Origin of the sequence: Wandonia haliotis (genome assembly GCF_039523435.1) — a bacterium.
In the GTDB taxonomy this organism is placed as follows: Bacteria; Bacteroidota; Bacteroidia; order Flavobacteriales_D; family Crocinitomicaceae; genus Wandonia; species Wandonia haliotis.
Genome location: NZ_BAAAFH010000022.1, coordinates 266,652 through 285,878, shown reverse-complemented (window position 1 = coordinate 285,878; position 19,227 = coordinate 266,652). Strand labels below are relative to the sequence as shown.

The window sequence follows — 19,227 nt, the reverse complement described above, 5'->3', positions numbered from 1 at the left end:
GTTCGCCCTATTGTAAATCTCTTAAAGAGAGTCTATTTTTGAAGAATAAATAGAGTACCTTTTTCGCATGAAATATTTATCTGCTGTAGTATTATTTTTTCTGGGGAATATAACCTTTGGACAAGGAGATTATACCGCTTTGAAAGATCATTTTTCCTTTCTGGAATTACCTTTTGATACTCCGCTGGATTACTTTCCGGTAGCTGGATATGATGACCGTTATGGTGTTGAGCTCGAGTTTGAAGCGAATCCAACTCTGCCAATGAATGAGGTGACGACCCTTTTTTCTGAAAAGTATACAGGTTTTGAAAAAGGAGTACGTTATTATTCTGTTGGGAAAGTAGAAGTATCTGTAGTAAAAGGGCTTTTAGTGTATGCAGTAGTTCGAAATCCTGCTGATGGAGGATTGGAAGGACATTATGAACTGATTTTGTTCGCAGGTGATCACACCAAAGTGTTGGTGGTGGGGCAAGCTTCCAGTAGGTATTATGATCGGAACGATCGCTACTTTGTACATGATTTTAGCGAAACGACACGAATAGAAGAGATCGAAGACCATTTGGTTTTGACAAGCGAAATAAGTAAGGTAGATCGGATCAGGACGGAGGAAAGTATGGAGGTGATTAAAGAAGTAATAACCCGGGAAAAGTATTTTGTTGATAATGCATTGCAAGTAGAAATACAGTTTTCTCCCCGTATGATGGAAAGATAGTGATAAGTACGATTTTTTCGGGTAAAATTCGTGACAGGATAGATGCCTGGGTGTTTACTCTATTTACGGTTTTGGGGGTGTATCAGGGAGAGGTTACGATTTTTTACATTCTGTATTTCTTTTGGTGGAATGAAGCAGCGATTATTAGTGTAGATCGGCTTTTTTATAAAAGGAATCCACAGGCGATTTTTACATCGGAAGAAAGTACAACAACTCCTATTTCTCGTTCACTATTCGTTTTGGGTATCTACTTTGTTTTTATTGTTGTGTTTTTTGGTTTTATAGCTAACTGGCAAAATCAAAAACTTTTGATAACCAATTTGGAAGTATTATTTTTTCACAATTGGTTTTTTAATCTGAACCTTTCATTTGTCTTGCTAGAGCGCTTATATAGACATTGGACCAATAAACCTGTATTGATGAGTTCGGGTATATTTACGGTAAATATGATTGTGTTACATATCTCGATCATATTAAGTGCATTTATTCTGTTTTTTGTTGTATTTCGTTATCCGGACATTTTTACGCCAGACAATTTATGGGGATCAGTACTTATCATAACTCCTTTTCTTTTACTGAGGCTAGTTCTAACAAGAATCAAAATCTAAATTGAAGTAAAATTGATTATTTTGCCACAAATTCGAATAGTATGGAGGAGGGGTATATCTTTTTTGTTGGTTTTATGGGGGCAGGGAAAACATCTGTTGCAAAAAAAGTGGCTGCAAAAATGGGACTTCCCTTTCAGGATTCGGATCAGGAGTTGGAGAAGAGACACGCAATGACCGTTAATCAAATCTTTGACGAAAAAGGAGAGTCCTTTTTTCGGGGACAGGAAACACTTTTTTTAGAGAGTCTTGACCGAAATTCTTCTGGTATAGTGAGCGTTGGTGGCGGACTTCCTTGTTTTAATAACAATATGGATCAAATGAAGAGTCTGGGGATAGTAGTTTATCTTAAGCATCCTGTTGGACAGTTGGTAAATCGGTTGATACATGCTAAAAAAACACGGCCATTAATTCGTGAGAAAAGTGAACAGGAACTGAAAGAGTACATTGCAGAAATGATGCGAGTACGGTCTCCTTTTTATGAACAGGCACATCTTATTGTCAGCGGGAATGAGATACATCCCGGAAAAATTGTTGAATTAATCAGAACTTATACGAGGTAAGCACGTGCTTCGTTTTCAAAAGTGACTTCAACACGATCCTTTAGTGTTGTCGTAAGTGTGATTCCGACAAAATCGGCCCGGATAGGATAACGTCTGTGGGTTCGATCTACCAGAGTTACCGTTTTTATAAAATCCACTGGAGTTTCCAGTATTTTCATAAGTGCATACTGCATTGTTCTTCCGGAGTTGATCACATCATCAACAAGAATGACAACCGAATGGGTTAAATCATCTGATGGGCAGGATAGCTTCACAGGATGAGATAAAGGGGCTTCTTTATCGAGTGTAATTGTGACCAGTTCAACCTGCTGATCGGCTACCGTTTTTACGATGGTAGCAATTTTTTCGGCAAGAATCATCCCGTTACCTGAAATTCCGGCAATAAAAATCCGGTTGTGCGAAAAAGTGTTTTCTACAATCTCATGAGCAATACGTACAATCTTCTGTTCAATTTGTTGTTTGTTCAAAATCGTATTCTCCATCGCACTAATTTTTAGCAAATATAAATTCTTTTTTTGAACGGGGAGTCGGACAAGGCTGTTGGGATAGGAATTGTATTTGTTCAAAAAACATCCTGTGAGTTCCATTTTTTCTCCTTAAATTCGCATCCGATTTATTGTGTTCTGTTTAAACACGCAAACGATTCTTTATTTATGCCAAAAGATACTAGCATTAAATCGGTCCTAATAATCGGAAGTGGACCCATCGTCATCGGACAAGCATGCGAATTTGATTACTCAGGCTCACAAGCCGCAAGATCTCTGAGAGAAGAGGGGATAGAGGTGACTCTTATCAACTCTAATCCGGCGACTATTATGACTGATAAAGTTGTAGCGGATAATGTGTACCTGCAGCCTTTGGAGCCTGAAAGTATCAGGTCTATTCTTGAAAAGCACAAGATTGATGCGGTGCTTCCAACTATGGGGGGACAAACAGCACTTAATCTTTGTATAAAATGTGATGAACTCGGAATCTGGGAGGAATTCGGTGTTCGTATCATCGGAGTAGATATTGATGCGATCAATATTACAGAGGATAGAGAAGAGTTTCGTGCACTGATGGAAAAAATCGGTGTGGGATGTGCACCTTCTAAGACAGCGAGATCCTTTCTGGAAGGAAAAGAGGTAATGCAGGAACTGGGAATTCCGTTGGTGATTCGTCCTTCATTCACACTTGGAGGTAGTGGAGGATCTGTAGTGTATCATAAAGAAGATTTTGATGCTGCACTTACGGTAGGTTTGCATACGTCTCCGATCCACGAAGTATTGATTGACAAAGCTGTTATTGGCTGGAAAGAATATGAGCTTGAGCTCTTGCGGGATGCAAATGATAACGTTGTGATTATTTGTTCTATCGAGAACTTTGATCCGATGGGAGTACATACGGGAGATTCTATTACGGTCGCTCCTGCAATGACACTTTCGGATACGACTTTTCAGCGTATGCGGGATATGGCAATCAAAATGATGCGCTCTATCGGTAATTTCGCAGGAGGTTGCAATGTTCAGTTCGCTGTTTCTCCGGACGAAAAAGAAGATATCATAGCAATTGAGATTAACCCAAGAGTTTCCCGTTCTTCAGCTCTTGCATCTAAAGCAACAGGATATCCGATTGCAAAGATTGCCGCAAAATTAGCGATAGGATATCACCTGGATGAATTGAAAAACCAGATTACAAAGACTACATCGGCTCTTTTTGAACCGACGTTGGACTATGTGATTGTAAAGATTCCTCGTTGGAATTTTGATAAATTCCCGGGATCGGACCGAAGACTTGGTTTCCAAATGAAATCAGTGGGAGAGGTAATGGGAATCGGACGTTCTTTTCAGGAAGCTCTTCAAAAAGCATGTCAGTCACTTGAAATCAACCGAAATGGTTTGGGGGCTGACGGAAAAGAATTGAGAGATCAGGATGCAATTTTGCACTCTCTGGAGAATCCATCATGGAACCGATTGTTTCATATCTATGATGCGGTTAAACTAGGAATTCCTTTCAAGACGATATTCGAGAAAACAAAAATAGATGTTTGGTTCCTGCGTCAGATTGAAGATTTGATCAAGTTGGAGCGTAGCATAGAAAAGCATTCGCTTACAAGTATTCCTAAAGAATTATTATTCGAAGCCAAACAAAAAGGATATGCTGACAGACAGGTAGCTCATTTGTTGCGTTGTCTGGAATCTGAAGTACATGCCAAAAGAAAAGAATTTGGTATCAAACGTGTATACAAACTGGTAGACACCTGTGCTGCTGAATTTGAAGCAGAGACGCCTTATTATTATTCTACTTTCGAGTATGAAAACGAATCAGTTGTTTCAGATCGTAAAAAAGTAGTGGTACTCGGATCAGGACCGAACCGAATTGGTCAGGGAATTGAATTTGATTACAGTTGTGTGCACGGGGTTCTGGCTGCTAAAGAAGCAGGTTATGAAACCATTATGATCAATTGTAACCCGGAGACGGTTTCAACGGATTTTGATACGGCAGATAAATTATATTTCGAGCCGGTTTTCTGGGAGCATATTTACGATATTATTCAACACGAAAAGCCTGAGGGAGTTATTGTTCAGTTGGGAGGTCAGACAGCATTGAAACTGGCTGAAAAACTAGAGCGATACGGCATCAGGATTTTTGGAACTTCTTATAAAGCACTGGATCTTGCTGAAGACAGAGGGCGATTCTCAGGACTGTTAAAAGAACTGAATATCCCTTATCCGGAGTTCGGAGTAGTAGAAAGTGCTGAACAGGCACTTGAGTTATCCGATCAACTTGGTTTTCCGCTTCTTGTTCGTCCGTCTTATGTATTGGGTGGACAAAAGATGAAAATTGTGATTAACAAAGAGGAGTTGGAGCATCATGTGGTAGAGATCCTTCGGGATATGCCGGACAACCAGATTCTTTTGGATCACTTCCTTGGAGGTGCGATTGAAGCGGAAGCAGATGCTATTTGTGATGGAAAAGATGTTCACATTATTGGTGTGATGCAGCATATCGAACCTGCGGGAATCCATTCTGGAGATTCATATGCCGTATTGCCTCCTTACAATCTGGGAGATTTTGTGATGCAGCAAATAGAAGATATTACCAGAAAGGTAGCTGTGGCACTTGAGACGGTAGGGTTAATTAATATCCAGTTTGCCATCAAGAATGACAAAGTATATGTCATAGAAGCGAATCCAAGAGCATCCAGAACAGTCCCGTTTATTGCAAAAGCATACGACGAACCGTATGTGAACTATGCGACAAAGGTGATGTTGGGAGATAAAAAAGTGAAAGACTTTACTTTTGAACCCAAGACAGATGGATACGCAATTAAAATCCCGGTATTCTCATTTGAAAAATTCCCGAATGTAAATAAGGAGTTAGGTCCGGAAATGAAATCCACCGGAGAGGCAATTCGTTTCATTAAGAATCTGAAAGACCCTTTCTTTGTGAAAATTTATTCCGAAAGAAACCTTTATCTGAGTAAGTAATGGTAGAGGCCAGTTTCACAGGAGTTGTCCGGACGGTACTGATTGTCATTGGGGTAATTGTTGTTCTTCGTTTTATTAATCAATTGCTTACTGCAAAAAGAAGTCAGGCTGAAGCCGCTGATTTCGAAAGCAAAAGGCAACGCTTTGAAAAAGCCAAAAAAGAAGTGGAGAAAAACAAAGGGAGAGTCAAGATTCTTGGGAAAAAAGAACATTCTCGGGATGAAGGAGATTATGTTGATTACGAAGAAGTAAAGGATTAATATGAAATGGATACGAAAACTGCTGGTCCGGTTAATAGGGATAAAAGCTTATCTGAAATTAATCAGTAAAGTCTATTTGTCTCTTACGAATCTGGGTTTTCTGAAAAAATCATATCCTGAACTTTTTTTTATAGACCGATTAGTACAACCGAATTGGGTATGCTTGGATATAGGAGCCAATTTAGGATACTATTCAAATAGAATTTTACGAAATATTGAGGGAGGGGCTTTACATGCAGTAGAGCCCATTCCTCTTTTTGCTGCTATTTGGAAATCAAATATTTTACCTTCCCGAAAAAAAGTTTCCTTATACAACATCGCTTTAGGAGAGGAAAAGAAACAGGTGAAAATGTCAATTCCTGTTCGGGATGGAGTAGTCCGACATGGACTTACCAAAGTAGATACAGGAGATAATGTAGGACAGTCCGCTCTTAGTTTTGATGTAGAAATGGAACGGGGAGATGCTATCTTTTCTGATCTGAAGCAACTGGATTTCGTCAAGATAGATGTGGAAGGGTATGAGCAATTTGTTCTCAGAGAAATCGAGTCTACCCTGAGAACCCATCTTCCGGTAATACAAATAGAATTGTCAGGAAGAGAAAACAGAAGTATTTCGTACAAACTTCTTACGTCTATTTCGTATAAAGCCTTTATATTAGACCAAAATAAACTGAAGCCGATTACTGAAGATGAATTGCAGAGCATCGATCAGGACTTTTATTTTCTTACTGAAGAAAAGATGCAGCAATTCGGAAGTGATTTGATTTGTAAATAGAAGAAATATGTCGTTTAGCCGAATTTTAAAGAGCAGTATTCCTTATGTAGTGCCTGTGTTAATCTTTTTGGTCGTATCGTCCTTATATTTTAGTCCGGCTTTTGACGGATACGATGTAAAACAGGCCGATGTTGTGAATTACAGAGGTATGTCAAATGACCTGAATGCATTCCATGAGAAAAATCCGGATGAGGAACCCTTGTGGACTAATAGTATGTTTGGAGGAATGCCTTCTATCCAAATTACAGCTTATGAGTTAGGGAATGATATTGATCCTCTTCGAAAGGTAATAGGGTTAGGGCTACCGCACCCTGTTAATATTTTATTCCTCTATTTTATAGGGTTCTTTTTCTTAGGGTTGGTACTTCGAATTAATCCCTGGATTTCTGCTGCAGGAGCTCTGGCTTTTGGTTTTTCATCTTACTTCCTGATTATTATTGAAGCAGGGCACGTTACAAAAGCGTATGCTATTGCGTTTATGGCTCCTGTTGTTGGGGCGTTTATAATGGCGTATCGAAGAAATTTGATTTGGGGCGTTTTACTTTCTGCATTTTTTATGATGCTGGAAATCGGATCGAATCACTTACAAATCACTTATTATTTAGGCTTCTTACTAATTGGTTTGGGAGTTTTGGAAGTAGTCCGGGCAATAAAGTCTAAAAGTTATAAGCGCCTTTTTATCGCTTCAGCTGGAGTAATAGTTGCTTACGGGTTGGCAATAATGTCGAGTGCTGCTAATATCATGGTGACTCAGGAGTATGCGAATGAAACAATAAGAGGTAAGAATAATCTGACAATAGCTCCTGACTTACGGGAAAATGATGCCAATTCGACTGCGGACGGTTTGGACCGGGATTATGTAACTCAATGGAGTTATGGTAAATCTGAATCACTTACATTTTTAATCCCTTATGCAAAAGGAGGACATAGTATTGCCATTGGTAACGGAGAATTTTCAGAAAATTTAAAAACAGCTGAGTTTCGTCGAGAAGCGAAAGAGTTTATTGCACAAAATTCACAATACTGGGGGGATCAGCCTTTTACGAGTGGTCCTGTGTATGTTGGTGCACTGGTGTTTTTATTAGCGATAGTAGGTCTGTTTTTTATCAAATCAGCAATTAAATGGCCTTTATTAGTTGTTACAATACTCACACTGTTCTTATCCTGGGGAAAGAATATGATGTGGTTTACGGATTTCTTTTTGGACTATTTCCCAATGTATTCCAAGTTTAGAGCTGTTACTATTATTCTTGTTATTCTTGAACTGTGTATGCCTATTTTGGCTATTCTATTTTTACACCAACTGTATAAAAACAGAGGAGAGATAGCCGAACAAAGAAAGAAATTCGTACTCATTTCATCCGTTGTAGTTGCTTTTATGTTGTTTTTAATTGCCTCACCATCTTCGACAGGGCTATACTCTCAGGCTGAAATGAATAAGATGAGTGACCCTGAATTGTATATCGGAGCAGAGGTAAGAGAACAGGTAAAACGAATCCCTAAAGAACAATTGGTTCAATATGGTGTACAAAACCCAAATGATCCGCAACAAGTAGAATTGTTTATTCAGGCGGTAGTGAAACAGCAAGCTGATGCTTATGAAAGTAATATGCCGGAATTAGGAGCTTTTCGGGCTTCTATTTTCACATCGGATGCATTTCGCTCATTTGGCTTGATGTTGTTAGGGATAGGAATGATTCTGATTTTATTATTCGTGCCTTCTGTTAAGGCGATAATTCCTATAGGCGTGATTTGTGTTGTAATGGTAGTGGATCTGATTAATCTTGACCTGAAATATTTAAATACTGAAGGGGAAGAACGAAGAGGAGAAAAAATATACAACCAGTGGCAGAAAGTTGAAGAAAAACGTTATCCCTTATCTCCAAAAGAGGCGGATATACAGATTCTGGAGGTAGAAATGGCAGCCAATCCTGAATTAAGAGCAGAGATTGATAAAGCCGGTGAGGCAGCGTTACGTTTTGCGAAAGAAAATGATTATTCTAGAACAGCAACCAATAATTACATACAAAGAGAGCGTTTTCGGGTATACAATGAAAGTACTAATTTTCGTGTGGCAGATGTTACAGACCCTGTTTCATCTTCTTCGAGAGCGTCCTATTGGCACGAATCCGTTGGGGGGTACCACGGAGCTAAGTTGAGACGATATCAGAACTTATTTGAATTTGATTATATTCCCTATGACAGACAGGTTCTGAATATGCTGAATACAAAGTATATTATACAGGGTACTGAACAAGGTCCCGCAGCCCGGAGAAATGCTGGTGCAATGGGGAATGTGTGGTTAACCCGATCGGTAGTCATTGCTGAAGATGAAGATGAAGAGATCTTAAAGTTGGGGAAAATCTACTCTATTGAATCGCAGTCCGGGTGGAAGCTATCTGTTAATGATGAGCAAAAGGAAAAAGCCCAGGTGTATGGTAGAGAAGACATAGTTGTATCAAAAGATCAGGACTCTATTTTGGTGCAATGGCCCGATGGATTGGCTGTGGCAACTACAGCTTATCTGGTGACAGATACAAATGGAACCATAGAGTGGGTAAATGCGGGAGCCGTTGAGCAGGATACAACAGATTCATTTACATCTGTTCTAAAACTAATTGTCGATTATAATTTTGATCCGTCAAAAATGACGATCGTTAATGCAGACAATGAAAGTGCTATTGGAAAAACGGAATTTTCAGGAAAAGGTAAAATTGAACTGAAAGACCGAACACTAAATAAGATTACCTATGAGTTTGAATCTGACGAAGAACAGTTGGCTGTTTTTTCAGAAATTTACTACCCACTAGGTTGGACTGCGAAAATTGATGGAAAAGAAGTAGAACACATTCGTGTTAACTACGTGTTACGAGGATTGAAGATCCCGGCGGGTAAACATACAATCGAATTTGAGGTGAATACAGGTACCTACGAAAAGGGAGTTTTATTTGCAAGAATAGGTTCTTCTTTGGTATACCTATTACTGTTAGCAGGTCTGGTATATGAAATTCTTAACAGAAGAAGAAAAAAAGTAGAGTCAGAAGAGTAATCTTTTGACCAAAAAATGATGACGAAATTAACAAAGAAAATAGTACCACGACCCGTTGTAGAAGGAATATTAGCTGCAGTTACTAACTTGCTTATAGGTATATACAGGTTTAAGTTTAAGAAACTAATTATAAGGAGAGGAACCTCAGATCATTATGTTTTCAGGGATATATTTTTATTTGGGGAGTTTAAACTACCTGTGGATATTGATCCTGATTTCATTATTGATGCAGGAGCTTATACTGGTTTGTCAGCCCTTTATTATTCAAAAACATATCCTAACGCAAAAATTATAGCTGTAGAACCTGAGTCATCTAATTTTAAAGTTTTGAATCAGAATACGGTTGATAATTCAAACATTGAATGTATTCAGGCAGGACTATGGTCGGAGAATGCACTACTGAAAATTGCTGATGTAAAAAAAGAAAAATGGGCTTTTACGCTGGAGAGGGTTGAGGAGGGAGAAGAGTACGATATCCGGTCGGTCACAGTTAGTAAGTTGCTGGAAGATTCTGATTTTGATAGGATAGATATTTTGAAAATAGATATTGAAGGAGCGGAGAAAGAATTATTCTCTACAAATAGTAAAAAGTGGCTGAACAAAGTAAATATAATTGTATTAGAACTCCATGACAGGATGAGAAAAGGTTGCTCAGAAGCAGTGTATAATGCTATTGACAAGAGCATTTGGCGAGAGTGGAGTAAGGGAGAGAAGGTCGTTTTTGTTCGAAGGGAATTCATAGTTTGAGAGTAACATCTTTTTAGTATGAAACAAGCTTTAAAAACTGTAACGATATCTGTACTTCTCCCCGTTTATAATGCGGAAAGTTTTCTGAAAGAAGCTATTCAAAGTGTATTGAATCAGACTTTTATCGATTTTGAGCTTATTATATTGAATGATGGTTCAACGGATAAAAGTAAAGAAATCATCAATGAGTTCAAAGACCTTCGTATTCGCTATATAGAAAACGAAACAAATATCCGGCTTATACGAACGCTTAATAAAGGGATAGAGTTAGCTCAGGGAAAATATATTGCGAGAATGGATGCAGATGATGTCTGTATGCCGGATCGTTTTCAGAAACAAGTCAATTTTCTTGAAGAGAATCAGGAGTATGTTATGTGTGGAACATGGGCACGTATCATGAATGATAGAAGTGATTTAACGGGACGAGTAAAACGGATCGATACCAATGAGCTCGTTCGGGCAAATATGTTATTTACTACTCCTTTCCTGCATCCGACTGTTATGATCAGAAGAGAGGCCTTACAGACCGAAAAATATAAAGAGGAGGCTTTGCATTGTGAAGATCTTGAGTTATGGATTCGTTTAGCTAATAATGAGCAATATAAGTTTGCTAATATTCCTGAATATTTACTGAAATATCGTTGGCATTCGACAAACATATCGGTTCAGCATGCGGAATTTCAATTGGAGAATAGAGGGAAATATATTTTACCGTTTGTAGAGCACTTGTCCGGAGAATTGCAACGGGAAGATCTTACATTACATTTTATGTCTTATCAACCTAAGGAACAATTAAAACTCGTTTCTCCGGAGTTATTGAAAAAGGCTAAAAAATGGTTGATTAAGCTTTCAAAGAAAAACCAGTCAAAACAATTATTTCGCCAAAATGATTTAGATGCTTTATTATTGAGCCGTTGGTGGGTGATATGTATACGGACGAAACGATTGACTCAATTGACACGGATTCCTTTTACCTGGTATAATCCGGAGGTTGTATTTAAGGCGATAAAATTACTGTTGTATAAATAAAAAAGTTATATTTTTTTTCCGATAAGTCCCAGCGATACCCACCATCGAAATGCTAAAATCATAGTACCCTTTGCGGGATGAAAAGAGAGTAGATAATAGCCCCATAAAATAAAACTGGCTCCCCATTTAAATGCTTCGATTACTAATCTTTTACCATAGGATATTATTCCTTGGGATAAAGTGCGTTGCCGTTCACTCATACCTGTTCCAATAGCTTGTTTTCGGATGAAAGAGCTTGTCGTTCGTTCGACAGGGACGCAATGATATACAATAGCATCGGGTGAGTAAAAGACATTGAGTTTTGAAGCATAAATCCGGTTGAAAAGTTCTTTTTCTTCTCCTCCGGTCATCTTTTTCCCGATTCTTCCAAGATTCGTGTCAAACCCTCCGATTTTTTTAAAAACATCCGTCTTAAAAGCCATGTTAGACCCTCTGGGATAGTCACGAGAAGTAAACCAAAAAGAGTTATCACCTTTATTAAAATAACCTAATAATGAGTTGAGATATTTGTTTTCCCAGGAAGGAACAATGGATTCATAGTGGAGACGTATTTTTCCTCCTAAAGCATGCATATCCGGATGTGTCTCAAAAGCCCTGATAACCTCCTCCAGATAATTTTCAGAGATAAAGGCGTCATCATCAAGGAAGGTTATTAAGGGATAGGTTGCCTTGGAAATGGCTGTATTTCGAGCAAAGGATAGCCCCTGATTAAACTCATCGGCGTAGGTTGATCGAATATCCGGGTTTGCTGCGATAAAGTTCTCAAATAGCTCTTTTGTATTCCCGGGAGAGTTATTGTTGATAAGAATCAACTCAAAGTATTCTCTGGGAATAGTTTGCTTCCGAATAGATTCGAAAAGCTGAGGGAGGTATCTTTCCCTGTTATACGTACATATTGCAACAGATATTTTATACATTACCAGCTTACTTTTCCTCACAAATATAAGGTAACATTAAACCGGATGAACCTGAGTAGGTAATATTCTGCTCCCAGCGGATAACTCAAAACAAGAAAAGTAATTAGTTATCGGTCTTCCTGACTATATTCATTACATTTGCTTTTTCAGGTATAACAGGTATGGGAATTATCAAAAAGCAGTCAACTTATTCGCTGATCATACTTTATGCAGGAGTGATTATCGGTTTTATAGGGACTGCCCTGATCCGTCCTAAAATTTTATCCGAAGGAGAAATTGGATTGTTGCAGATTATTCTCAATACAACGGCTATGTTCTCCGGTATTTTTACGTTGGGCGCAAACTTTACCACTCTGCGAATGTTTCCCATTTTTCAATCGGAAAAGGATAATAACCGGGGGTTGTTTTCTTTGGTATTACTGATCGGAATAATGGGAGCTTTGATTATGATCCCTGTTTTTCTGGCAACAGAGTTTTTCTTTTTTGAAAATAAGGAAGGCGAATCGCTGGAGGAGTTTGCCTATACAAACAATTTTTATCTGGGAGTCATTCTGGTTATAATAGCGAGATTGTTTCAGAATATTCTGGACGGTTATCTGAGAGCAAATAAAGTCAGTACCCTGGGGATTTTTTCTGATAGTATCATCCTGAAAGTGTTTCCCATTATAGGATTAGCTTTGTACTACTTTGAATGGATTGATTTTGTAGGTTTAATCTACTTTAATATGTCAATCTTTATTCTACCACTTGTACTTTCTTTTGTCTTTCTGAAAAAACTAAAGATTTTTCATTTGTCGGCTCCGGGACCTTTTTCTAAGGAGGAACGAAAAGAGATGCGGGGTGTTTCAATGGTGGGGTTGTTTGAGATCATCAGCGCTGGAATTATTTTGTATGTCGATACCATTATGTTGCAATGGTTGATTGGAGAAGAAGCGGTGGGTGTATATTCCACATTGTTCTTTTTCGGGTTAGTTGTCGGGATTCCTGCACGTGGATTGACACGCGTGGCAATTGTTATTATAGCGGAAGCCTTTGCTAAAAAAGAGATGAGCGAAATTCAGGCAATCTACAAAAAAAGTAGTGAGGTTTTAATGGTCGTTGCCGGTTATGTGTTTTTAATGATTTGGGGGAACCGATATTCCGTTGAGCAGTATCTCGGAGAACCATTTTCGGGAGCAATATGGGTAATCTTTTTTATTGGTTTAGCGCAGTTTACAGATGTAATTGCATCGGTGAATTATCAGATCATTGCTGTTTCCCGTTACTACTACTTCAACGTAATTTTATCCGTTATTTCTGTTGTTCTTCTGGTACTTACAGATTATTGGTTCATCACGGAAATCGGAATTGTAGGAGCTGCATTGGGATCATTAGTATCTGTTTTTGTGATTAATTTAGTGCGATTTATTTTCCTGAAATCCCGGTACGGTTTGTCTCCTTTTTCACTTAAAACACTGAAGTCAATGAGTGTGTTTCTGGGCGTTTTAGCATTGTCAGGTTTTCTGCCGGATCTTGAAAATCTATATCTTAATCTTTTCTGGAAGGGAGGGATTATTACCCTTTCATTTATTCCTTTGGTCTATGTATTAAAGTGTTCAGAGGATGTAAATACGGTAATTAATAATGTGTTCCGAAAAGTATTTCGCGTGATTTCCGGTAACTAGTTTTCTAGACTTTATTAGTAAACACAACCTCGAAAATATTTTCATCTCCGGATGGGTTTTGATAGGAGACTGAACCGTTGTGAAAACGTATAATACGTTGTGTAAGTACTAATCCGAGTCCAAACCCCAATTTGCCGCGACTGTTTTCTCCTCTGAAAAAACGATGAAAAAGGTAGTTTTCCTCTTCTTTTGAAACAGGATTTCCGTGATTTATAACAGCAATTCGTAGTTGTTCGGGAGATGAACAATCCAGATGTATTTCCGCTCTGTTTTCAGTTCCGTATGTCACACAATTAGTCAGAAGGTTGAGAAATGCTTGCTTGAGAAGCATCTTGTTAGCCGTAAGGATAAGGCGATCTTCATTAAATGTATCAGGGGTATAGCGAATTTCAAAATGAAAATCAGGATAAATACTGGCTAGCTCACTAATGAGGTCAAATAGAATTTCATCTGTTCTAAGTTTAGTTTTCTGTATATCCTGACCGGATTCGATTTTGGAAATTTCAAGCAGAACATTAATAATTTCTCCCAGTGACTTGGCTTTGTTCACCAGATTATCTAACCTGCTTTCCAAAAGAGGGTCATGAATTGTATTTTTTGTTTTCTCAAGTTCGGAAACGAGCACAGCAACGGGTGTTTTTAACTCATGTGAAATGTGATGGATGGTATGGCGCTGAAATGAAAATGCGGTATTGGTTCTGCGGAGTAACTCATTGAAGCGATCGGTTAAATAGTTTAACTCATACGATGAAGTGTCTGGATCCAGTTCAACAGGTTTTTCGCTACTGAGATCGGTTCGGGTAAGCTGTTCTGCAAGGCGAGTAATGGGCTTGGAAATAGCATTGGAGAGGAAGAAAGATACAAAGAGGACGATCACGGTAATTGCAATAAATAATCCGGTAAGAACTGTTCTCAGATAGTACATTTTAGAATATCCGAATTCATCATACGCCTTACTGATGGCATAGTAGCTTTTACCATTATTTTCAACATAAACTCCGATCAGATCATAATTCCCGTCTTTGGTTTCTATCCATCTTTTGGAAGGAGATAATTGATTCAGAATTTCATTAGAGTGTGTGATGGGGAGGTCATCCAGACTGGAAAATATCAGGTCCTTTTGACTGTCAAATACAAGTAGTTTTTCATCGTAAAAGTCATTGATGTTTTGTTCGTCCATGAGAAAGGAGAGTTCTTCACTCATGTCTTTAAAGTCGGTGATCAGACCAATTGTGTATTTGATTTTTTCATTTTGCTGCTGTTGAAATTCTTCTTCCCGGTACTCTGAAAAAAGGAGATAGATCAGTACAAAGGAAATTGCTGATAAAGCAATCACTGTACTGGAAAAATAAATCAGTATTTTATTACGTATTTTCATTCAGGGTCCAAAAAATAACCGTAACCGACTTTTGTTTTTATACTGTTCTTACCAAAAGGCTTGTCCAGTTTATTCCTGAGAAAGTTAATATACACTTCAATCGTATTGGTGTTGGTGTCGAAGGAAGTACCCCAGATTTCGTTGATCAGCTCTTTTTTGGAAATAATTTCTCCCGGATTACTACTCAGGCGTTCCAAAATCTGATATTCTCGTGGTGTGAGTTGAATTTCCTTTTCCTGACGGAATACTTTTTTTCTGCTTTTGACGATGCGGATATCTCCGGCAGTTAAGGTATCGTTTTCGTCAGGATTGTTTTTTTGATTTTTAGCACGCTTTACCAGGGCATGAATGCGAAGTAACAGCTCCCGCATGAAAAAGGGTTTGGTAAGATAATCGTCCGCTCCACAGTCAAATCCTTTTACCTTGTCTTCCAGTTCGTTGAATGCCGTAAGCATAATTACCGGTGTAATGGTATTGAAGGTGCGAAACTCACGACAGACATCAAATCCTGTTTTTCCGGGAAGATTAATATCCATGATCACACAATCAAAAACATCCTTTTTGAGCATTCTTTCCGCCAATGAACCATCAAATACACGTTCGACAATCATCTTTTCAGCTTCCAGTGCTTCGGAGATGTTTTGATTCAATGTGGGGTCATCTTCTATGACTAGAATTTTCATATTCGTAAAGGTAGGGATAACAACAGCTCTTTGGGTGCCCGGGAATTATTTTTTTATTGAGAGAACTGATAAATCGGCTGGTAAATGGAGTAATTCAATGTATGAATCTCCTTGTATGCCAAGTGCTTCTGCAAAAGCAGGTTCTGTTTTATATCCCTGTTCTTTGAGATGAATTACCTTTTGTCGTAGTTCTTCACCGAATTGTACCAGAAGCTGATGTTCAACGAGTAAATGTCGAAAGGCATATTGCTGTTTGGAGGGAACAGCTTGTCCGAAGAGTTCAATTTCGAATGTATCCAGAAAAAAGTTAGCGATAATGGCCTTACCTGCCGGGTGTTCTATCAACCTGATCCGAAATTGATCTTCTTTCTGAAAACGGGAGAGAATGAACTTCTCAAAGTAATCAGGAGACTGAAAAGAACAGACAATATCAAGATCACTGGAGGGAAGATTAATCCCAATTGGTACTGTACCTGCAAGAAGCGGATCAAACTCGACCAGTCTTTCCAGTAGTGTGTGTCGGGTCAGTGTCTGGTAAGCCTCTCGCTGACGTTTATTCCCGGTTTGGAGATAGTCGATGTTTTCAAAATTAATCACGCTTTTCAGGGTAAAATATCTTCTTCACGCCATAGTACACAGATTGATGAAGTGCATCACCATGATCCAGTTCTGGGAAATAACGGAAATAAACCGAAGTGGTTTCAGGACTTACTTTTTTCAATTTACTATATAATTTTCGCGCAACTTTTTTCATCACTTTTCCTTCGTTTCCAACAGCTACATAAACAGATTTATCCGAAGTATAGGGGAGGGGAGTCGTTTCCAGAAGCGACTGATCATCCCACCACAAACTTGGACTAACGATGAGGTAATTGTCAAACAGATCGGGGTGTTTAAAAAGAATCTCTGTGGCTAAAAGTCCGCCAAGCGATTGTCCGATGAGTGTTTTGCTTTTTGTGGTCTTATAGTTCTGGTCAATAAAGGGTTGTACCTCCTTTTCGAGAAAGGAAGTAAAGTCTTCTGAACCACCGTTGTTTTCAATGATTTCCTTATACTCCTTTTTGTCACAGGGAGAAGTAAAGTCATGGTAGCGGTCTGTATTGGCTATTCCGACAACAATGCATTCCGGCATCATATTGATCCAGGAGAAAGAAGCAAATTGCGTCAACCCCGACACATGAATAAAATCTTCATGCATAGATCCATCCAGAAGATAAAGAACCGGGTAACGCTTTATCGAGTCAGGAGAGTACCCCTGAGGTAAGTAGATATTCAGCTTTCTTTCCTGTTGTAGAATTTCAGAATGTAATGTCACCGTTTCTCCGATAGTAATAGGCTGCGACTTATGCTGCCCAAAACCAGTGATGCTACATAATAAGGCACTAAGAGCGAAAATATATAAACGCATATTGATAAAATATAAGGTTAACCGAAAGCAAGGTAAATAAAATTGCGGAATTCGTATAGCGTTTTATACCTGTAAAATAAAATACCACAAGGCAAGAGTAAGGAAGGATACAGGAATTCCCACACCAACCATCATATTACTTAAACGGGGTTTGAGACCATAGGACGAAGAAATAATAGAGGCAGTGATCATCGGAGCCATGGCTGCCTCCATAACACAAACCTCGATAGCTGTTCCTTTCTGACCAAGAAATACGATGTAGAGAAGATAAATGAATGCAGGTAATACAATCAATTGATACGATAGCCCGAGAAATAAAAAGGGCCAGTGTTTACTCCGTTCTTTGATTTTCAACTGAAACCCTACAGAAACAAGTGCTATTGGCGTGATCGTAGCACTGAGTTTGTAAAAAACTTCATCCAGATAATCAGGAAACTGAACGTTCAGTAAATTCAGGCCAATCCCAATCAGGAAAACGATAAAGGGAGGAAACGTAAATATTTTCCTGAAAATGAGTCCGAAATTATTTTCTCCTCTCGAATAAATCGTAGCGACCAGTATCCCAACGGTTGATAAGGCAACAAAAGTTCCCGGTAAATCAACCATAATAAGTGTTTTCAGTCCTTCTTGTCCATACAGGGCTTCGATGACAGGAATTCCTACAAATGAAGTATTTCCGAGTCCTCCGGTCAGGATCAGACAGCCGATTAATGATCGGGACCATCCGAATAGTTTCCCCAGACCGGCAAAGAGTAAAAATGCTCCGGCAAATGCAATCCAGGGGACAGCAACAGGAAACAACAGATCCCATGAGAAATTAATCTTCGGCAGGTAATGGAGAGCCATCGCCGGAAGTGAAATATAGATAATAAATTGATTGAGCGTAGTATGTGTGTTTCTGGGGAAAGCCTTGATGTAACGAATGCCAATTCCGATGAAAAGGCATAGAAAAAGAAGAATAATACTTGTCATTATACCGAACGTATTTACGACAAAGCTACAGAGATTTTACGGGCTAAAGCGGAGTAAAGGAGATTTGTTTTGTGTCAGATTTCCGAAGGAAAATGTTATGTGTTGTGTGTGAGTAAAGTGGGAGGGAATCACGATCCGGTTTTTCTGTTTCAGAATGTCGGACTAATGTCGACCTTTGAAGTCTTCCATTGTTGTATACACACCCAAAACTTTCCCGACAAACCAATCGAAAAACGGAATCGGGAAAATTCCCTGAAAGAAGCGGACAAAATGAATACTCCAGGGCATGCTGGCAATAGGTTTACCGCGTTCAATGCTGCGAATCACTTTTTTAGCGACCTTTTCCGGTTGCAGAATAGGAATAACAGAACGCACGCCATCAAACATTCCAGTATTGATATAATAAGGAGTTACAGTTGTTACTCCAATGTTCTTTTGGAGTTGTTTCATTTCCAGTCGTATACTATCCGACCATCCCAGTAATGCCCATTTACTGGCCGCATAGACCGACATTTTCGGGTTGGAAATTAAACCTGCCGAAGAGGCGATATTACATATATATCCTGAATTCTGCTGAAGCATATCGGGTAGAAAAAGACGGGTAATATACATAGGTGCGCGGGCATTTATTTCCATTGTTCGTTCGATATCTTCTTCACTGTGTTCATGAAAATATTTTCCGACAACAATTCCGGCATTATTAATCAATAGATCTACTGTACCATGATTTTCTTTTGTTTTCAGGTAGGTTTCTTTTACCTGAGTTACATCAGCAATATTTACCCGGTAACCTGCTACAGATCCAAGTGGAATTAACTCCCGGACCGTGTGATCAATTTTTTCGGAATCGATATCCCAGATAATTAATGTTCCTCCTTTTTGAAGGATTAGCTCTCCCATTAATCTTCCTATTCCGGAGGCACCTCCGGTAATCAAAACTGTTTTTCCTGCGATCGTGAACATGCCTTCTGATTTGGTAAAGAAAGATAGTGAAA

General features: G+C 38.8%; 18 protein-coding genes. 10 read left to right on the top strand and 8 right to left on the bottom strand.

The window, feature by feature from the left end; translation table 11 throughout:
• The first annotated feature begins 67 nt into the window (after positions 1-67).
• The 3 genes from ABDZ97_RS14000 to ABDZ97_RS13990 are packed head-to-tail and all read left to right on the top strand — an operon-like array spanning position 68 to position 1,880.
• Positions 68-712, top strand: a complete 645-nt coding sequence (locus tag ABDZ97_RS14000) for a hypothetical protein (RefSeq protein ID WP_343788920.1) — start codon at positions 68-70, stop codon at positions 710-712.
• On the top strand, positions 712-1,320 hold the full coding sequence (locus ABDZ97_RS13995; RefSeq protein ID WP_343788917.1) for a hypothetical protein: 609 nt from the start codon (positions 712-714) through the stop codon (positions 1,318-1,320). Before ABDZ97_RS14000 ends, ABDZ97_RS13995 begins: the two co-directional genes overlap by 1 nt.
• A gap of 41 nt (positions 1,321-1,361) precedes the next feature.
• Positions 1,362-1,880: a shikimate kinase gene (locus ABDZ97_RS13990; RefSeq protein ID WP_343788914.1), complete on the top strand. Its 519-nt coding sequence runs from the start codon at positions 1,362-1,364 to the stop codon at positions 1,878-1,880.
• Here ABDZ97_RS13990 and ABDZ97_RS13985 read toward each other — a convergent pair.
• Entirely contained in the window at positions 1,868-2,362 is a 495-nt protein-coding gene (locus ABDZ97_RS13985) for a phosphoribosyltransferase family protein (protein ID WP_343788911.1), read from the bottom strand. The two genes, ABDZ97_RS13990 and ABDZ97_RS13985, sit on opposite strands and share 13 nt — an antisense overlap.
• A 171-nt stretch (positions 2,363-2,533) precedes the next feature.
• Between ABDZ97_RS13985 and carB the strand changes: the two genes are divergently transcribed.
• Genes carB through ABDZ97_RS13955 form a run of 6 tightly spaced genes read left to right on the top strand, consistent with a single transcriptional unit; the run spans position 2,534 to position 11,210 of the window.
• Positions 2,534-5,350 (top strand): carbamoyl-phosphate synthase large subunit, encoded by a 2,817-nt coding sequence (gene carB / locus ABDZ97_RS13980; RefSeq protein WP_343788908.1) that lies wholly within the window; start codon positions 2,534-2,536, stop codon positions 5,348-5,350.
• The gene (locus tag ABDZ97_RS13975; RefSeq protein ID WP_343788905.1) at positions 5,350-5,610 is read left to right on the top strand and encodes a hypothetical protein; all 261 of its coding nucleotides are present in this window, start codon (positions 5,350-5,352) and stop codon (positions 5,608-5,610) included. The genes carB and ABDZ97_RS13975 overlap by 1 nt, the downstream gene beginning before the upstream one ends.
• 1 nt (position 5,611) lies before the next feature.
• Positions 5,612-6,385, top strand: a complete 774-nt coding sequence (locus tag ABDZ97_RS13970; RefSeq protein ID WP_343788902.1) for an FkbM family methyltransferase — start codon at positions 5,612-5,614, stop codon at positions 6,383-6,385.
• Between the two features lie 7 nt (positions 6,386-6,392).
• Positions 6,393-9,434, top strand: a complete 3,042-nt coding sequence (locus tag ABDZ97_RS13965) for a YfhO family protein (RefSeq protein ID WP_343788899.1) — start codon at positions 6,393-6,395, stop codon at positions 9,432-9,434.
• A gap of 15 nt (positions 9,435-9,449) precedes the next feature.
• Positions 9,450-10,181 carry an FkbM family methyltransferase gene (locus tag ABDZ97_RS13960; RefSeq protein ID WP_343788896.1) on the top strand — a complete coding sequence of 244 codons (732 nt, stop codon included), beginning with the start codon at positions 9,450-9,452 and terminating at the stop codon, positions 10,179-10,181.
• A gap of 18 nt (positions 10,182-10,199) precedes the next feature.
• Positions 10,200-11,210, top strand: coding sequence for a glycosyltransferase family 2 protein (locus ABDZ97_RS13955; RefSeq protein ID WP_343788893.1), 1,011 nt, complete (start codon positions 10,200-10,202; stop codon positions 11,208-11,210).
• A 5-nt stretch (positions 11,211-11,215) separates the two neighbouring features.
• Here the strand turns inward: ABDZ97_RS13955 and ABDZ97_RS13950 are convergent, their stop codons facing one another.
• Complete coding sequence (locus ABDZ97_RS13950) at positions 11,216-12,127, bottom strand: glycosyltransferase family 2 protein (RefSeq protein WP_343788890.1); 912 nt, start codon at positions 12,125-12,127, stop codon at positions 11,216-11,218.
• A 161-nt stretch (positions 12,128-12,288) separates the two neighbouring features.
• Between ABDZ97_RS13950 and ABDZ97_RS13945 the strand changes: the two genes are divergently transcribed.
• Complete coding sequence (locus ABDZ97_RS13945) at positions 12,289-13,791, top strand: lipopolysaccharide biosynthesis protein (RefSeq protein ID WP_343788887.1); 1,503 nt, start codon at positions 12,289-12,291, stop codon at positions 13,789-13,791.
• Positions 13,792-13,795: 4 nt separating this feature from the next.
• Here the strand turns inward: ABDZ97_RS13945 and ABDZ97_RS13940 are convergent, their stop codons facing one another.
• The 6 genes from ABDZ97_RS13940 to ABDZ97_RS13915 form a co-directional block, all read right to left on the bottom strand.
• Positions 13,796-15,169, bottom strand: coding sequence for a HAMP domain-containing sensor histidine kinase (locus tag ABDZ97_RS13940; protein WP_343788884.1), 1,374 nt, complete (start codon positions 15,167-15,169; stop codon positions 13,796-13,798).
• Positions 15,166-15,852, bottom strand: coding sequence for a response regulator transcription factor (locus ABDZ97_RS13935; protein ID WP_343788881.1), 687 nt, complete (start codon positions 15,850-15,852; stop codon positions 15,166-15,168). The genes ABDZ97_RS13940 and ABDZ97_RS13935 overlap by 4 nt, the downstream gene beginning before the upstream one ends.
• A 45-nt stretch (positions 15,853-15,897) precedes the next feature.
• On the bottom strand, positions 15,898-16,449 hold the full coding sequence (locus ABDZ97_RS13930; RefSeq protein WP_343788878.1) for a DUF4269 domain-containing protein: 552 nt from the start codon (positions 16,447-16,449) through the stop codon (positions 15,898-15,900).
• Positions 16,442-17,260, bottom strand: a complete 819-nt coding sequence (locus ABDZ97_RS13925) for an alpha/beta hydrolase (protein ID WP_343788875.1) — start codon at positions 17,258-17,260, stop codon at positions 16,442-16,444. Before ABDZ97_RS13925 ends, ABDZ97_RS13930 begins: the two co-directional genes overlap by 8 nt.
• A gap of 63 nt (positions 17,261-17,323) precedes the next feature.
• Positions 17,324-18,232 carry an AEC family transporter gene (locus tag ABDZ97_RS13920; protein ID WP_343788872.1) on the bottom strand — a complete coding sequence of 303 codons (909 nt, stop codon included), beginning with the start codon at positions 18,230-18,232 and terminating at the stop codon, positions 17,324-17,326.
• A gap of 162 nt (positions 18,233-18,394) precedes the next feature.
• Positions 18,395-19,195, bottom strand: coding sequence for an SDR family oxidoreductase (locus ABDZ97_RS13915; RefSeq protein WP_343788869.1), 801 nt, complete (start codon positions 19,193-19,195; stop codon positions 18,395-18,397).
• Positions 19,196-19,227: the final 32 nt, after the last annotated feature.

Excerpts from the sequence above, each read along its gene's own strand:
- ABDZ97_RS14000 (WP_343788920.1), top strand. The coding sequence starts at position 68 with ATGAAATATTTATCTGCTGTAGTATTATTTTTTCTGGGGAATATAACC.
- ABDZ97_RS13990 (WP_343788914.1), top strand. The coding sequence starts at position 1,362 with ATGGAGGAGGGGTATATCTTTTTTGTTGGTTTTATGGGGGCAGGGAAA.
- ABDZ97_RS13985 (WP_343788911.1), bottom strand. The coding sequence starts at position 2,362 with ATGGAGAATACGATTTTGAACAAACAACAAATTGAACAGAAGATTGTA.
- carB (WP_343788908.1), top strand. The coding sequence starts at position 2,534 with ATGCCAAAAGATACTAGCATTAAATCGGTCCTAATAATCGGAAGTGGA.
- ABDZ97_RS13975 (WP_343788905.1), top strand. The coding sequence starts at position 5,350 with ATGGTAGAGGCCAGTTTCACAGGAGTTGTCCGGACGGTACTGATTGTC.
- ABDZ97_RS13970 (WP_343788902.1), top strand. The coding sequence starts at position 5,612 with ATGAAATGGATACGAAAACTGCTGGTCCGGTTAATAGGGATAAAAGCT.
- ABDZ97_RS13965 (WP_343788899.1), top strand. The coding sequence starts at position 6,393 with ATGTCGTTTAGCCGAATTTTAAAGAGCAGTATTCCTTATGTAGTGCCT.
- ABDZ97_RS13960 (WP_343788896.1), top strand. The coding sequence starts at position 9,450 with ATGATGACGAAATTAACAAAGAAAATAGTACCACGACCCGTTGTAGAA.
- ABDZ97_RS13955 (WP_343788893.1), top strand. The coding sequence starts at position 10,200 with ATGAAACAAGCTTTAAAAACTGTAACGATATCTGTACTTCTCCCCGTT.
- ABDZ97_RS13950 (WP_343788890.1), bottom strand. The coding sequence starts at position 12,127 with ATGTATAAAATATCTGTTGCAATATGTACGTATAACAGGGAAAGATAC.
- ABDZ97_RS13945 (WP_343788887.1), top strand. The coding sequence starts at position 12,289 with ATGGGAATTATCAAAAAGCAGTCAACTTATTCGCTGATCATACTTTAT.
- ABDZ97_RS13940 (WP_343788884.1), bottom strand. The coding sequence starts at position 15,169 with ATGAAAATACGTAATAAAATACTGATTTATTTTTCCAGTACAGTGATT.
- ABDZ97_RS13935 (WP_343788881.1), bottom strand. The coding sequence starts at position 15,852 with ATGAAAATTCTAGTCATAGAAGATGACCCCACATTGAATCAAAACATC.
- ABDZ97_RS13925 (WP_343788875.1), bottom strand. The coding sequence starts at position 17,260 with ATGCGTTTATATATTTTCGCTCTTAGTGCCTTATTATGTAGCATCACT.
- ABDZ97_RS13920 (WP_343788872.1), bottom strand. The coding sequence starts at position 18,232 with ATGACAAGTATTATTCTTCTTTTTCTATGCCTTTTCATCGGAATTGGC.
- ABDZ97_RS13915 (WP_343788869.1), bottom strand. The coding sequence starts at position 19,195 with ATGTTCACGATCGCAGGAAAAACAGTTTTGATTACCGGAGGTGCCTCC.